Origin of the sequence: Enterobacter sp. ENT02, from assembly GCF_019219165.1 — a bacterium.
Lineage (GTDB): Bacteria > Pseudomonadota > Gammaproteobacteria > Enterobacterales > Enterobacteriaceae > Enterobacter > Enterobacter mori.
This window is the reverse complement of the sequence record NZ_JAHUWD010000001.1, coordinates 739136-752410: the sequence shown is the minus strand read 5'-3', so window position 1 is coordinate 752410 and position 13275 is coordinate 739136. Positions and strand designations below refer to the sequence as shown.

General features: G+C 54.8%; 13 protein-coding genes. 8 read left to right on the top strand and 5 right to left on the bottom strand.

All coding sequences use genetic code 11. The features are described from left to right. The first annotated feature begins 56 nt into the window (after nucleotides 1-56). Nucleotides 57-1019: an FAD:protein FMN transferase gene (locus KW829_RS03500; RefSeq protein WP_218307602.1), complete on the top strand. Its 963-nt coding sequence runs from the start codon at nucleotides 57-59 to the stop codon at nucleotides 1017-1019. Here KW829_RS03500 and dcuR read toward each other — a convergent pair. Both dcuR and KW829_RS03490 read right to left on the bottom strand, forming a co-directional pair. Next, nucleotides 1000-1719: a two-component system response regulator DcuR gene (gene dcuR, locus KW829_RS03495; RefSeq protein ID WP_218307601.1), complete on the bottom strand. Its 720-nt coding sequence runs from the start codon at nucleotides 1717-1719 to the stop codon at nucleotides 1000-1002. The genes KW829_RS03500 and dcuR overlap by 20 nt on opposite strands. Beyond that, nucleotides 1716-3332: a sensor histidine kinase gene (locus KW829_RS03490; protein ID WP_218307600.1), complete on the bottom strand. Its 1617-nt coding sequence runs from the start codon at nucleotides 3330-3332 to the stop codon at nucleotides 1716-1718. The genes dcuR and KW829_RS03490 overlap by 4 nt, the downstream gene beginning before the upstream one ends. Nucleotides 3333-3495: 163 nt before the next feature. On the opposite strand from KW829_RS03490, the gene KW829_RS03485 reads away from it, so the two are divergent. Further along, nucleotides 3496-4359, top strand: a complete 864-nt coding sequence (locus tag KW829_RS03485) for an N-acetylmuramic acid 6-phosphate etherase (protein WP_218307599.1) — start codon at nucleotides 3496-3498, stop codon at nucleotides 4357-4359. Between the two features lie 55 nt (nucleotides 4360-4414). On the opposite strand, the gene ompC is transcribed toward KW829_RS03485, so the two are convergent. Further along, complete coding sequence (ompC, locus tag KW829_RS03480; RefSeq protein WP_218307598.1) at nucleotides 4415-5569, bottom strand: porin OmpC; 1155 nt, start codon at nucleotides 5567-5569, stop codon at nucleotides 4415-4417. Between the two features lie 285 nt (nucleotides 5570-5854). Between ompC and KW829_RS03475 the strand changes: the two genes are divergently transcribed. From KW829_RS03475 to KW829_RS03465, 3 genes are all read left to right on the top strand, one after another. Then, a complete protein-coding gene (locus tag KW829_RS03475; protein WP_218307597.1) occupies nucleotides 5855-6556 on the top strand; it encodes a phosphohydrolase in 702 nt (233 codons plus the stop codon). A 61-nt stretch (nucleotides 6557-6617) separates the two neighbouring features. Beyond that, nucleotides 6618-8033 carry a DNA cytosine methyltransferase gene (locus tag KW829_RS03470; RefSeq protein ID WP_371317567.1) on the top strand — a complete coding sequence of 472 codons (1416 nt, stop codon included), beginning with the start codon at nucleotides 6618-6620 and terminating at the stop codon, nucleotides 8031-8033. Continuing rightward, nucleotides 8014-8496 (top strand): very short patch repair endonuclease, encoded by a 483-nt coding sequence (locus tag KW829_RS03465; protein ID WP_182945643.1) that lies wholly within the window; start codon nucleotides 8014-8016, stop codon nucleotides 8494-8496. The genes KW829_RS03470 and KW829_RS03465 overlap by 20 nt, the downstream gene beginning before the upstream one ends. Here the strand turns inward: KW829_RS03465 and yedA are convergent. Continuing rightward, nucleotides 8468-9382 (bottom strand): drug/metabolite exporter YedA, encoded by a 915-nt coding sequence (yedA, locus tag KW829_RS03460; protein ID WP_108417542.1) that lies wholly within the window; start codon nucleotides 9380-9382, stop codon nucleotides 8468-8470. The two genes, KW829_RS03465 and yedA, sit on opposite strands and share 29 nt — an antisense overlap. Before the next feature lie 178 nt (nucleotides 9383-9560). On the opposite strand from yedA, the gene KW829_RS03455 reads away from it, so the two are divergent. The 3 genes from KW829_RS03455 to dgcQ all read left to right on the top strand — a co-directional run bounded on the left by KW829_RS03455 (nucleotide 9561) and on the right by dgcQ (nucleotide 12488). Then, nucleotides 9561-10472, top strand: coding sequence for a DUF808 domain-containing protein (locus KW829_RS03455; RefSeq protein ID WP_010432327.1), 912 nt, complete (start codon nucleotides 9561-9563; stop codon nucleotides 10470-10472). A gap of 78 nt (nucleotides 10473-10550) precedes the next feature. Further along, nucleotides 10551-10733 (top strand): YodC family protein, encoded by a 183-nt coding sequence (locus tag KW829_RS03450; protein ID WP_010432330.1) that lies wholly within the window; start codon nucleotides 10551-10553, stop codon nucleotides 10731-10733. Nucleotides 10734-10787: 54 nt separating this feature from the next. Next, nucleotides 10788-12488, top strand: a complete 1701-nt coding sequence (gene dgcQ, locus KW829_RS03445) for a cellulose biosynthesis regulator diguanylate cyclase DgcQ (protein WP_218307595.1) — start codon at nucleotides 10788-10790, stop codon at nucleotides 12486-12488. Here the strand turns inward: dgcQ and KW829_RS03440 are convergent. Continuing rightward, nucleotides 12473-13273 carry a mannosyl-3-phosphoglycerate phosphatase-related protein gene (locus KW829_RS03440; RefSeq protein WP_218307594.1) on the bottom strand — a complete coding sequence of 267 codons (801 nt, stop codon included), beginning with the start codon at nucleotides 13271-13273 and terminating at the stop codon, nucleotides 12473-12475. The genes dgcQ and KW829_RS03440 overlap by 16 nt on opposite strands. Between the last annotated feature and the right edge of the window lie 2 nt (nucleotides 13274-13275).

Sequence of the window (13275 nt, the reverse complement as noted above, 5' to 3'; positions counted from 1 at the left end):
CGGCATTTTCCTCGGCGGCGCGGTGCTTGCCGGGGCTACATCTGAGGACTCATGCTATGCCTGATGACCATCGCGTTTACAGTTATTCCGCCGTCCTGATGGGATCGCCCATCCTCCTCAAACTCTTTTCCCATGACGAAGTCCTCGCGTCCCGCGTATTTCGCCTGATCAAACAGTACGAAGACCTGCTTACCGTTAACCGTGCGCATTCGCAGGTGATGGATATCAACCATGCGGCCGGTCAGCATCCGGTTGCCGTCAGCCGTCCGGTGTTTGAGCTGATTCGCTGCGCGAAAGCGGCAAGCGTGCTTAAAGACAGCGCGTTTAACCTGGCCATCGGCCCGCTGGTGAAACGCTGGAAAATTGGCTTTCAGGGCGATAGCGTTCCGCCTGCCGATGAAATTACGGCACTGCTGGGCATAACCGATCCTGCGGATGTGGTGCTGAATGAACCGGACAGCAGCGTCTTTCTGATGAAAGCGGGAATGGAGATCGACCTGGGAGCCATTGCGAAAGGCTATATTGCCGACAGGGTGCGGGATTATCTGCACAAAGAGGGCGCCGGGCTGGGGCTGATCAACCTCGGCGGAAACATCCAGACGTTAGGGTCACCGGAAGGGGGCTGGAGCGTCGGGTTGAAAAAACCGTTCGCCGGTGATGCGCTGATTGGCGCCATGGCGGTAGAGAACCGATCCATCGTGACCTCGGGAACATACGAGCGCTACTTCGAACAAAACGGCAGGCGCTATCACCATATTCTCGACCCGCGTACCGGGTATCCGCTGGACAACGAGCTGGACAGCGTCACCATCGTGTCGAAAGATTCCATCGACGGCGATATCTGGACCACGCTGATGTACGGCATGGGCGTTGAAAAGGGCTGCGCTGCGCTGCGCGCTCGTCCTGATATCGAAGCGATTTTTGTGACCAAAACAAAAGAAGTGGTGATCTCCTCGATGCACCACTTCCGCTTCACGCTGATGGATAACGACTATCGCGTTACTGACAATACTGTTTGAGTAACCCCGTTTGCTCCGGCTGCAGCCGGTAGCGATACACCGGACGCCCGGTCGCGCCGTAGTGAATGCTGGTGAACAGAATGTTGATTTGCGCCAGCCAGATTAAATATTTACGGCAAGACACCCGCGAAATATTGACCGCGTTCGCCAGGTCATCGGTGGAAAACTCCATCTCCGGGTGCGCGTCGATCCACTGGCAAATCGTGCGCAGCGTTTGCGGCGTTAACCCTTTCGGCAATTTCTTGCTGTCGGCGAGTTCCGGCGCCCCGCCGTGGATCAGTCTGTCCACGTCCGCCTGCTCATAATACTGGTGGGATCCCATCAGGCTGTGCTTTGCCTTCCAGCCGTTCAGCGCCTCTTCAAAACGCGGAAACTGGAAAGGTTTGATCAGGTAATCCACAACCCCGTAATGCATGGAGGTCTGGATAGTGGTCGCATCGGACGCTGACGAGATCATAATGACATCAATCGGACGGCCTGATACACGGATGATCGGCAGGAGATCGAGCCCGTTATCCTGCTGCATGTAGACATCCAGCAGCACCAGATCGACGGGCTGGTTCGGGTTATTGATAATGGCCTCGGCCTGGTTGAGCGTGGAGGCGACGCCGCAGCAGCTAAAGCCTTCAACACGGTTAACGTACAGACGGTTGAGGTCGGCTACCATGGCGTCATCATCGACAATTAATACATTTATCACGCGATATTCCTCTCGCTATCCCAGGGGATGTGAACAAAAAATTGGGTAAATACGCCAGGTTCAGATTCGACGGTGATATCGCCGCCCAGATTCTGGATTTGCTGACGTGCAAGGAACAGCCCAACGCCCCGGTTTTCACCTTTTGTTGAGAAGCCCTTCGTAAAAATAGCCTCCAGCTGAACCGGATCGATACCGGGGCCATCGTCGCTGACTTCACAGCTGAGCCAGCCATTTTGATAGTGTAACAGCAGAGTGATTTCGCCTTCCGGCTGGCCTTCCATTGCGTCCAGTGCGTTTTCAATTAAATTACCGAGCACGGTGACCAGCACCGCAACCTGCTCTTCATTGGCGGTATCCGGTATCTGGCACTCATCTGCCAGCGTGAGTGTGATGCCCACTTCTTTGGCACGGTGAATTTTACCCAGCAAAAAGCCTGCGATAACCGGTGATTTGACTTTGCTCTGGATGGTGCCAATGTCCGTCTGGTAATTATGCGCCGTCTGCAGGATGTACTCCTCCAGTTTGTCATAGCGCTTAATATTCAGCAGACCCAGGATCACGTGCAGTTTATTCATAAATTCATGGGTGTGGGCGCGCAGGGCATCGACGTAGTTGACCATCCCATCGATGCGCTGCATCAGCTGGCTGATTTCCGTTTTATCGCGGAAGGTGCTGATCGCCCCGATCACCCGATTCTGACTTTTAACGGGCACCATATTACAGAGCAGCAACCGTCCGTTGCAGCTGATCTCCTGATCCTGACGCGCCACCCCGGTTTTCGACACGTCGCGCAGGCTTGCCAGCAGCGGTTCGCTGGCGTTTTCGGTCTGTTTGCCCGACGGCAGGAGCAAAATCTCTCTGGCAGCGTGGTTAATCATCGTCACACGGCCGTGAATGTCGACCGCCAGAACCCCTTCCCGGAGCGACTGCAGCATCGCCTGACGTTGTTCAAACAGCGCGGAGATCTCGTACGGCTCCAGCCCAAACAGGATGCGTTTGAGCACGCGGACCAGGCCCCAGATCGCCAGCGAGCTCATCAAGATGCTGAATAACACGGTCCAGAGGGCGTTAAGCCGTCCGCGGGTGATCTGCTCTTCAACTTTTTTGAGGGAGATGCCGACCACCACCACGCCGATTTGCTCTTGCTGCGCGTCATAGACGGGCGTAAAAACGCGCAGCGCTTCGGCGAGCGCGCCCCGGTTGACGGAGACATTCTCTTTACCTTCCAGCGCGGGTGTTAAATCGTCACCGATAAAATGCAGCCCCAGCAGCGCTTCGTTCGGGTGAGAGTAGCGGATCCCGCGCATGTCAGTGACCACGGTAAACAGCAGATCGTTACGTTTTGTCACCGCCTGGGCGAGGGGCTGAATAATATCCGCCTGGGGCGCCTGCATCAGGCCGCGTTTGACTTCAGGGCTGTCCGCAAGGGTGCGGGCAATGCCGAGCGCGGTGTCTTTGACATCATCGCGAGTCGCACGGGTGATTTGCACAGAATAGAGCGCAAAGACCAGCAGCAGCACGGAACCGATAATCGCGCACACCATCAACGTGACGAGGGTGTTCAGTTTCATAGGGCGCTTGCGCGTCAGGGGGAAGGGCTGCAAATCGCTCATCAACACTCCGCGATGATTATAAAGAGGTAATTATCGCTGATGACGCGCTTTTCTTAAAGCCATGTAAAAGCATGTGTTTGGTCCTCTTTTCGTGACCCTCCTCTCATGTGACCCATATAAAACACTTTATAGTGTGGGGGTACTCATAATAAGGAGGCTGTTTATGAGCATTATGCTTACCGGTTCGGTCAAGGAAAGACGGCACGCCAGCACGATGAATATCGACAGATTGTCCACGCTGGATATGCTGAACGTCATTCACCAGGATGATGCACAAATCTCTTCTGCTATTACCCCTTTCTTAACAACGATTGCGCGCGTGGTGGATAACGCTGCGGCGACGCTCAGTCATGGCGGGCGTCTGGTGCTCGTCGGTGCGGGGCCTTCAGGACGTATAGCAAGGCAAGCGGCTGATGAGTATGCGCCGGGTAAACATCCCGTTATCGCTATTACGACGGACGGTGAAGCGGCAAGCTACGAGCGCGGCGTCGCCGACCTGCAGGCGCTTAAGTTTGGCGAGCACGACATGATGCTGGCGGTGACCGTCAGCGGAAAAACGCCGTGGGTATGGGGGGCCATGCGACATGCATGGTCGCTGGGTTCACCGGTCGCGGTGATGACAGGTGATGCGCAAAGCGAAGCGGCACAGTTAGCGAGTATGGTGATTGCGCCTGAACTGGGGCCTGACGTGGTAGCGGGATACGCCAATGCCAAAGCGGGGATCGCGCAAAAAATGATCCTGAATATGGTGACCACAGGGCTGGCGGTGAGGTCCGGGCGCGTCTACAGCAACCTGCGCGTGGATCTGGAGGCAACCAGCACCAAATGGTCTGAACGGCAAATCGCGATAGTGATGGAAGCGGGCGGATGCACCCGGGCTGAAGCGAAGGCCGCGCTTGAGAGCTGTAACCACAACTGCAAAACGGCGGTGTTGATGGTGCTGACAGGGCTGGATGCCTGGAAGGCGTATGAACTGCTGGCGCAGAATAACGGGTTTATTCGCGTGGCGCTGCAGGAAGCGCCGTAACATTTCACCACTGCATAAAAAAGCCCGCGAATGCGGGCTTGAGTATTTCTGGGGATTAGAACTGGTAGGTCATGCCTACGCCAACGATATCGTCGGTCGCGATGCCGTTTGCTTCATAGAAATACTTATCTTCATCCAGCAGGTTGATTTTGTAATCAACGTAGGTAGAGAAGTTTTTATTGAAGGTGTAGGTCATGCCAAGGTCGATATAGTTCACGAGATCCATATCGCCGTGTTGACCCTGAGGATTGCTACCGTTACCCGGATAAGTCATGTCTTTACCCTTGGAGTAAACCCAGGCAAGGGATGGACGCAGACCGAAGTCGAACTGATACTGTGCAACTGCTTCAAAGTTCTGAGTCTCATCCGCGATGCCATAATCACCGTATGGGGTCATGTTGCGGGTTTGCGCGTACATCATTGCGAGGTAGATGCTATTTGCATCGTATTTAGCGCCAACAGTCCACACATCGGCTTTTTCGCCGCCGGCAATGAGGGCGCTATTTCGGCCCATTCCTTCCTGAGCGTTGCTACGGTCAGAAGAAGAGTACGCAGCACCCAGGCTCAGGCCAAAGTCGAAGTCATAGGAGGTTGACATACCAAAGCCGTCGCCGTTCTGGAAACGTACGTTTTCATGGCCGTTTTTGGTGCCTTCCTGATCTTCATTTGCGTTGCTGCCTTCATTATTGCCCTGATACTGCAGCGCAAAATTCAGACCGTCAACCAGGCCGAAGAAACCTGAATTACGGTAGGTTGCCAGACCGTTAGCACGGCCATTCATAAAGTTGTCGGTCCAGGTGTAGGAATCACCGCCGAATACCGGCAGCATATCGGTCCAGGCTTCGACGTCATACACGACGCCATAATTACGGCCGTAATCAAATGAACCGAATTCAGCATATTTCAGGCCAGCGTACGCCAGACGGTTAAATGATTTATCACCAGCGCCTTCCGTATCGTTAGCGTAGGTTTTATATTCCCACTGGCCATAACCCGTCAGGTCGTTGGTAATCTGTGATTCGCCTTTGAAACCAATCTGCACATAGGTTTCATCGCCGTCGTCGCCAGCGTTATCTGAGAAGGTATGACGTGCATCAACTTTGCCGTACAGGTCGACTTTGTTGCCGTCTTTGTTGTACATCTCAGCTGCGTTTGCTGCGCCAGCCATTAATAATGCGGGTACAAGAATTGCCAGAACTTTTCTTTTCATTATATATTCCCTTTAAAGATAATTTATATGAATATATGTAATCACCCTCCGTAATTACGTGTTTGATACTATTCTATGGCCAAGTAATTTGGTTCAAAAATAAATGTAATTAAATTAGTAAAAATATTGCAAAATATTTCTTTTAATCTCTTTATTTTTCATGTGAATTAATCTATTGAAAATATATGGGGTAATTATTATTAAGTATTTCGTGTGTCTATTTTTTAATTGATTTAATTTGGCTATGTTATAATTCACTCTCAATTTTGGTAACAGGAAAGAAAGATGGAACTCACTCAGTGGCAACAGCGCTTCGAATCCTGGCTTGATCAACATCACGCTACCGACGACGCTGCGCATGATATTTCACACTTTCGTCGCGTCTGGATGACGGCGCAGAAAATCATGTCTCATCACCACGCTGACCCGCTGGTGGTGATGACGGCCTGTTACTTTCACGACATTGTCAGCCTGCCGAAAAATCATCCCGAACGCCGCCAGTCCTCACGGCTGGCGGCGAGTAAAACGCGTGATATTTTGCAGCGCGATTTCCCGGATTTTCCGCCAGAGAGGTATGCCGCGGTTGAACACGCCATTGAAGCGCACAGCTTCAGCGCCGGGATTGCGCCACAAAGTCCCGAGGCAAAAATAGTCCAGGATGCCGACCGGCTGGAAGCCTTAGGCGCTATTGGTCTTGCGCGCGTTTTTGCCGTATCCGGTGCGCTGGGTGTCGCACTGTTTGATGCGCGCGATCCGTTTGCGGATTCCCGTGATGTAGACGACAAAGCCTTCGCCCTCGATCACTTCCAGACGAAGCTGCTGCGCCTGCCTGAGACGATGCAAACCGAAGTGGGGCGTGAGCTTGCCCGACATAACGCCGATTTTCTGATTCATTTTATGGCGAAACTGAGCGCTGAACTGCAGGGCGACTGCCTGGGGCTGGATGGCCAGGTATTGAGCCGCTTCCGTCGGAGTGTGAGCCGGTAAACTGTGGTAATCTGTCTCCAGTCTTTATTGCCCGGTTAAGAGAATGCAGGAAATACGATCAGTGATTGAGCCCGCGCCAGCGCAGGCTGAGAAATCAACGGCAGCCGTGCAGGCATTACTGCGGCAGCTGCTGGATATCTATGATGTTAAAACCCTTGCCAACCAGCTGGTGGCCCATGGCGAGAGTCACTGGAGTCCGGCAATACTCAAAAGACTGCTGATAAGCGACAGGGCAGGGCACCGCATGAGCGACGGCGAGTTCCGTTACCTGCAAAATCTGCTGCCGCGTCCTCCCGCCGCGCATCCAGACTATGCGTTCCGCTTTATCGATCTGTTCGCCGGTATTGGCGGCATCCGCCACGGTTTTGAGGCCATTGGCGGGCAGTGCGTGTTTACCAGCGAGTGGAATAAACACGCGGTGCGTACCTATAAGGCCAACTGGTATTGCGACCCTGATGAACACCATTTCAACGCTGACATCCGCGATGTGACCCTGAGCCACAAAAGCGGCGTCAGCGACGAAGAGGCCGCAGAGCATATTCGGCAAACCGTGCCTGAGCACGACGTGCTGCTGGCTGGCTTCCCGTGCCAGCCTTTTTCGCTCGCCGGGGTGTCGAAAAAAAATGCCCTGGGACGCGCCCACGGGTTTGCCTGTGATACGCAGGGCACGCTGTTTTTTGACGTGGTCCGCATTATCGATGCCCGCCGACCGGCCATATTTGTGCTGGAAAACGTCAAAAACTTAAAAAGCCATGATGGCGGGAAAACCTTCCGCATCATTATGCAAACGCTGGATGAACTGGGCTACGACGTGGCCGATGCGCAGGACATGGGCGCAGACGATCCGAAAATCATCGACGGTAAATATTTCCTGCCGCAGCATCGCGAACGTATCGTGCTGGTAGGTTTCCGCCGGGACCTCAATCTGAAAGGCGATTTCACCCTGCGGGATATCCCGTCGCTGTATCCGGCGCGCCGACCGAGCGTGGCCGAACTGCTGGAGCCTGCCGTTGACGCCAAATTTATCCTGACGCCGGTACTGTGGAAATACCTCTACCGCTATGCCAAAAAGCACCAGGCTAAAGGCAATGGGTTCGGTTTTGGCATGGTGAACCCAACAAATCCAGACAGCGTGACCCGCACCTTGTCGGCGCGTTATTACAAAGATGGCGCAGAGATCCTCATCGACAGAGGCTGGGATAAAGCGCTGGGCGAAAAAGACTTTGACGATCCGCAGAACCAGCGCCATCGCCCGCGTCGCTTAACCCCGCGTGAGTGTGCGCGGCTGATGGGGTTTGAGTCGCCGCAGGGCTACAGTTTCCGTATTCCGGTGTCAGACACCCAGGCTTACCGTCAGTTTGGTAACTCGGTGGTCGTGCCCGCGTTTGCGGCGGTGGCGAAACTGCTGGCCTCACGCATTAAACAGGCTGTGGCGCTGCGTCAGAGCGAGGCCGTCAATGACGGACGTACACAATAAAGCGACGCGCAGTAAAAACATGCGTGCCATCGGCACGCGTGATACCGCCATCGAAAAACGGCTGGCGGAATTACTGACACAGGCCGGTTTTGATTTTCGCGTCCAGGATGCCGCGCTCGCCGGGCGTCCCGATTTCATCCTCGACGCGTATCAGTGCATTATCTTTACCCACGGCTGTTTCTGGCACCATCACAACTGCTACCTGTTCAAGGTTCCCGCCACGCGAACCGATTTCTGGCTGGAGAAGATAGGCAAGAATGTAGAGCGGGATAAACGCGATATTGCGACGCTGCTTTCTCAGGGCTGGCGGGTATTAGTCGTGTGGGAGTGCGCCCTGCGCGGTAGGCTAAAACTGAGCGATCTGGACCTGACAGAGCGGCTGGAAGAGTGGATCTGCGGCGGCGCGGAGGCCGCGCAGATCGATACGCAGGGGATTAAGGTTTCTCCACCTCGCACGGCGTGACGACCGGTTTCGCAGGCAGCAAATATTTGCCCAATGTTACCAGCACCACCGCAAAAACAATCACACCCAGCGCCAGCCATTCAACCGTCGATAACACTTCTCCCGCAAAACCGGTACCGAGCAGGACGGCGACCACCGGGTTCACGTAGGCGTAGCTGGTGGCGACGGCCGGGGAGACATTGCGGATCAGGAACATATAGGCGTTAATGGCAATAATGGAGCCAAAGAGCGCCAGATACCCCACGGCCAGGAAGCCAGACAGGTCCGGCATCGTTGTCAGTTTCTCACCCATCAGCGTCGAGGCAATCAGCAGTACGATACCCGCCGCGAGCATCTCAATCGCGCCTGCCATCATGCCGGAAGGCAGTTCAATCCGCGAACCGTAGACGGAGCCAAACGCCCAGCTCATGGAGCCAACCATGATCAGCAGCGCCCCCCATGGGTTTCCGCTCAGATTGCCACCGCTGTTGAGCAGGATGATCCCCGCCAGCCCGATGCCGATCCCCAGCCATTCCAGCTTGCGGGTGCGGATACCGAACAGGCGGCTAAAGCAGAGGGTAAACAGCGGGACGGTGGCGACCACCACGGCGGCGATCCCGGACGGTACATTCTGGTGCTCCGCCACGGTCACGGCACCATTCCCAACGGCCAGCAACAGAAAGCCAATCAGTGCCGCGTTGAGCAGCGGGCGGAGTGGGGGAAGCTTGTGGCCGCGCAGCAGCAAAAACGTTATCAACAATACGCCCGCAGAGAAGAAGCGGATCCCTGCCATCATCAACGGGGGCCAGCTTTCCACACCGATTCGAATGACAAAATAGGTGGATCCCCAGATGATATACAGCGAAAAAAGTGCTCCAATGAGCGGTAATAGTTGCCGGAAACGCATAGTCCCTCACGTCGAAATAAAAAGTTCGCTCATAGTAAACGCCAAAACTATCGGCCTGGCGAGTGCTTTAATTGTGGTCTGGATGTGAATTTTTTGTTGACGTCAGGTGCCTGTTTCCGGGTGTCCGGTTTTGTTCCATACTATTCACTTAATTAGCAAAAAAAGAAGGATAGAGATTTTGGCAGGAAGTAGCTTATTAACATTACTGGACGACATTGCCACCTTGCTGGATGACATTTCGGTCATGGGAAAACTGGCGGCCAAAAAGACCGCCGGTGTACTGGGGGATGATTTATCGCTGAACGCGCAGCAGGTCACCGGCGTAAAGGCTAACCGGGAGTTGCCGGTGGTATGGAGCGTGGCGAAGGGGTCCTTTATCAATAAGGTGATCCTCGTTCCGCTCGCGTTGTTGATCAGCGCCTTTATCCCCTGGGCCATCACGCCACTGCTGATGATTGGCGGCGCGTTTTTGTGCTTCGAGGGGGTCGAGAAAGTCCTGCACTCTTTTGCCTCGCGTAAGGAGAGCGACACGCCAGAGGTGCGCCAGCAGCGACTGGAAGCCCTGGCCGCTCAGGATCCTTTGGCGTTCGAACGTGATAAGGTGAAAGGGGCCGTCCGCACTGACTTTATTCTCTCGGCCGAAATCGTGGCGATTACGCTGGGGATTGTGTCAGAAGCACCGCTGGTCAATCAGGTTATGGTGCTTTCCGGCATTGCGATTCTGGTGACCGTGGGCGTTTACGGCCTGGTGGGGCTTATCGTCAAGCTGGATGATATCGGCTACTGGCTGGAGGAGAAATCGAGCGCGGTAGCTCGCGGTATCGGTAAAAGCCTGCTGACGCTGGCCCCCTGGCTGATGAAAAGTTTGTCGGTCGTGGGTACGCTGGCCATGTTCCTCGTCGGCGGCGGGATTGTCGTGCACGGTATTGCGCCGCTGCACCATGCGATTGAGCATTTTGCCTCGGCGCAGGGGGCGGTTGTCGCCGCTATTTTGCCGACGCTGTTGAATCTGGTGCTGGGCTTTATCATTGGCGCTATCGTGGTCGCTGCCGTAAAAGCAGTCGAAAAAATGCGTGGAGCCTCGCACTAATTGCTACCCGAACAGGGATGCAAAAAGGCCATTCCTCGTCTAAATTGAAAAAGTTTCACCCTGATACAGGAGGCGGGTATGGTCTTTTTGGTCAGTGATGAAGTTAAGCCGAAGAACGGTGGTCCGCGTATGATTGTCACAGGTTATTCCAGTGGTATGGTGGAGTGCCGGTGGCATGATGGTTATGGCATCAAGCGGGAAGCGTTTCGTGAAGACGAGCTTCAGCCGGGGGACGGACGGCAACATCGCGAGAAGGCTTAATCACTCTAACGCCCGGTTCGCCGGGCGTTTTTATGTGACATTCAGGGAGTGTGTGTGCAGCGCGATACCTATGTTGTAAAACGATCTCTTCAGCAATGGCTGCATCAGCGTAGCAATCCCGGCCTGATTGTTAATCTCTGTTTTATTATTGTCCTGGTCTTTTCCACGCTCCTCACCTGGCGTGAAGTGGTGGTACTGGAAGATGCCTATATCTCCAGCCAGCGTAACCATCTGGAAACGGTCGCAAATGGCCTGGACAGGCAGTTGCAGTACAACGTCGATAAACTGCTTTTTTTCCGTCACAGCATGCGCGATGCGCTGCAAACACCGCTGGCATTCGGTGTGCTGCACAATGCGGTGACGCGTTTTAATACCCTGCGGAACACCACAAACTGGCAAATCGCGGTGGACGAAAATCGCACGTTACCCATCAATGGGGTGTCCGATGCGTTCGTTGAAAAAACCACGCTGCTCAACCGTGATAACGATCGCCTGGCAAACGAACTCTCTGCTGCCCTCGAAGTCGGGTACCTCCTGCGTCTGGCGTCATCGCACAGCAGTAACGTGGAGCGGGTGCTGTATGTTTCCCGCGCAGGGTTCTTTATCGCGACTGATACGCCTGCACAACCGAGAGATATTTCTCCCCGCTATTATCAGCTGGTCACGCAGCCCTGGTTTTCACAGCAGTCTGAGCGTGAAAACCGCGCACGTGCCGTTCGCTGGTTTATTTCGCCTCCGTCGTTATTTATCGGGAACAAGCGGCTTATTACCGCCAGCGTGCCGATCTATTACGACCATTTCTGGTATGGCGTGGTGGCGATGGATATCAGCGTTGACACGATGAAACAGCTGCTGGTGGAGGCCATGGACAACCATTCAGAAGGCGAATACCAGCTCTACGACACGCGCCTCAATATGATTGCGACCTCAGAATCACCTGAAAGCACGGTTAACCACTTCGATGCAAGCGAGCTGGCGCAGATAGCTCACGCTATCGAGTCCGACACGGAGGGGGGGATTCGTCTGGGTAGCCGCTTTATCAGTTGGGAACGGCTCGATCATTTTGAAGGCGTTGTCCTGCGCGTGCATACGCTACATGAAGGGGTTCGCGGGGACTTCGGCAGCATCAGTATTGTGCTGGCGCTACTCTGGGCGCTCTTCACCGCCATGCTGCTGATCTCCTGGCTCGTGATCCGGCGCATGGTCAGCAATATGTATACGCTTCAACACTCGCTTCAGTGGCAGGCCTGGCACGATCCGCTGACCCGCCTGAATAATCGCGGGGCGCTGTTTGAACGGGCGAATGCCCTTGCGAAGCAATGCCAGCAGCAGTCCCTGCCGTTGTCTGTCATCCAGATCGATCTGGACCATTTCAAGGGTATCAATGACCGCTTCGGGCATCAGGCAGGGGATAAAGTGTTGTCGCACGCCGGAGGATTGATTGCGAGTGCGTTGCGCGCCAATGACGTGGGCGGCCGTGTGGGTGGCGAGGAGTTCTGTGTCGTGCTCCCAGGCCTGACGCTTGAGGAAGCGGCAAATGTTGCTGAGCGGATCCGCGCACGGATCGATAGCAAAGAGATTCTGGTTAAGAAGAGCGTCACTCTGCGCATCAGTGCCTCACTGGGCGTCAGCAGCGCGCAGGAGACGGGTAACTATAATTTTGAGCAGCTGCAGTCCATTGCCGATGCGCGGTTGTATGAGGCAAAGCAGGGGGGACGCAACTGTGTCGTCTGGCGCGATCACAACAAGAAGTGATCGAGCCCTTCGCGCCAGCCCTCGGGACCGGGACGCTGCGTGTGATAAACCCGTTCCGGGCTATCGTTCTGCAGCGTAATGCCCTGGCGGTTAATGCCTTTAACCACCACCGCAAAATCGACGCTGTCTAACAGCGGGGCGTCGTTGGGACCATCGCCCAGCCCAAGGGATGTCCACGCAACAGGCTCCTGCAGACAATACTGTTCAGTCAGCCATTTTACCGCCACATCCTTGCCGCAGCGCGCGTCCAGGACGTGCCAGAATCTCGCCCCCTGTACAAACTGCAGGCCATGCGGTTCCAGCGCCTCTTCAAAGCGCGTCATTTGCGCATCGCTGTCGCGCCAGATTAACGTCAGGGACGCTTCATGCCTGCGCGCAAGCAGCGAACGGGAAGGCGTCAGTCCCGTCCATTCACTGATTACCCTTTCATTCACATCATCAAAGGTGGTGAATTTAACGTGCGTTTGCAGTCTGATCTGCTCGATGATTTGACGAATCGTAGGGTGCGACATCCCCGTGATGCGCCGGGCAGGGGGATCCCAGCGAACATCAGGCTGAATGACCGCCCCGTTTTCCGCAATGAATGGCAGACCTTCCAGGCCTAACTCCTGCTGGATGTCGAGCATCTCAGCCGCCGTCTTGCTACTGCAAAGGATAACGGGGACCTGTTTATCCTGTAGCCGCTCCAGCCATGCGGCGGCAGGCTGCCAGTCATAGGTATGAATATCCAGCAGTGTCCCATCCAGATCGGTGAAAATCAGCAGTGGATTCTGAAGCGAAGGCATAA

What these genes read in the sequence shown, in the direction of transcription:
- ompC (WP_218307598.1), bottom strand. Translation starts at nt 5,569, where the DNA reads ATGAAAAGAAAAGTTCTGGCAATTCTTGTACCCGCATTATTAATGGCT.
- KW829_RS03440 (WP_218307594.1), bottom strand. Translation starts at nt 13,273, where the DNA reads ATGCCTTCGCTTCAGAATCCACTGCTGATTTTCACCGATCTGGATGGG.
- KW829_RS03475 (WP_218307597.1), top strand. Translation starts at nt 5,855, where the DNA reads ATGGAACTCACTCAGTGGCAACAGCGCTTCGAATCCTGGCTTGATCAA.
- KW829_RS03485 (WP_218307599.1), top strand. Translation starts at nt 3,496, where the DNA reads ATGAGCATTATGCTTACCGGTTCGGTCAAGGAAAGACGGCACGCCAGC.
- KW829_RS03490 (WP_218307600.1), bottom strand. Translation starts at nt 3,332, where the DNA reads ATGAGCGATTTGCAGCCCTTCCCCCTGACGCGCAAGCGCCCTATGAAA.
- KW829_RS03450 (WP_010432330.1), top strand. Translation starts at nt 10,551, where the DNA reads ATGGTCTTTTTGGTCAGTGATGAAGTTAAGCCGAAGAACGGTGGTCCG.
- KW829_RS03500 (WP_218307602.1), top strand. Translation starts at nt 57, where the DNA reads ATGCCTGATGACCATCGCGTTTACAGTTATTCCGCCGTCCTGATGGGA.
- yedA (WP_108417542.1), bottom strand. Translation starts at nt 9,382, where the DNA reads ATGCGTTTCCGGCAACTATTACCGCTCATTGGAGCACTTTTTTCGCTG.
- KW829_RS03465 (WP_182945643.1), top strand. Translation starts at nt 8,014, where the DNA reads ATGACGGACGTACACAATAAAGCGACGCGCAGTAAAAACATGCGTGCC.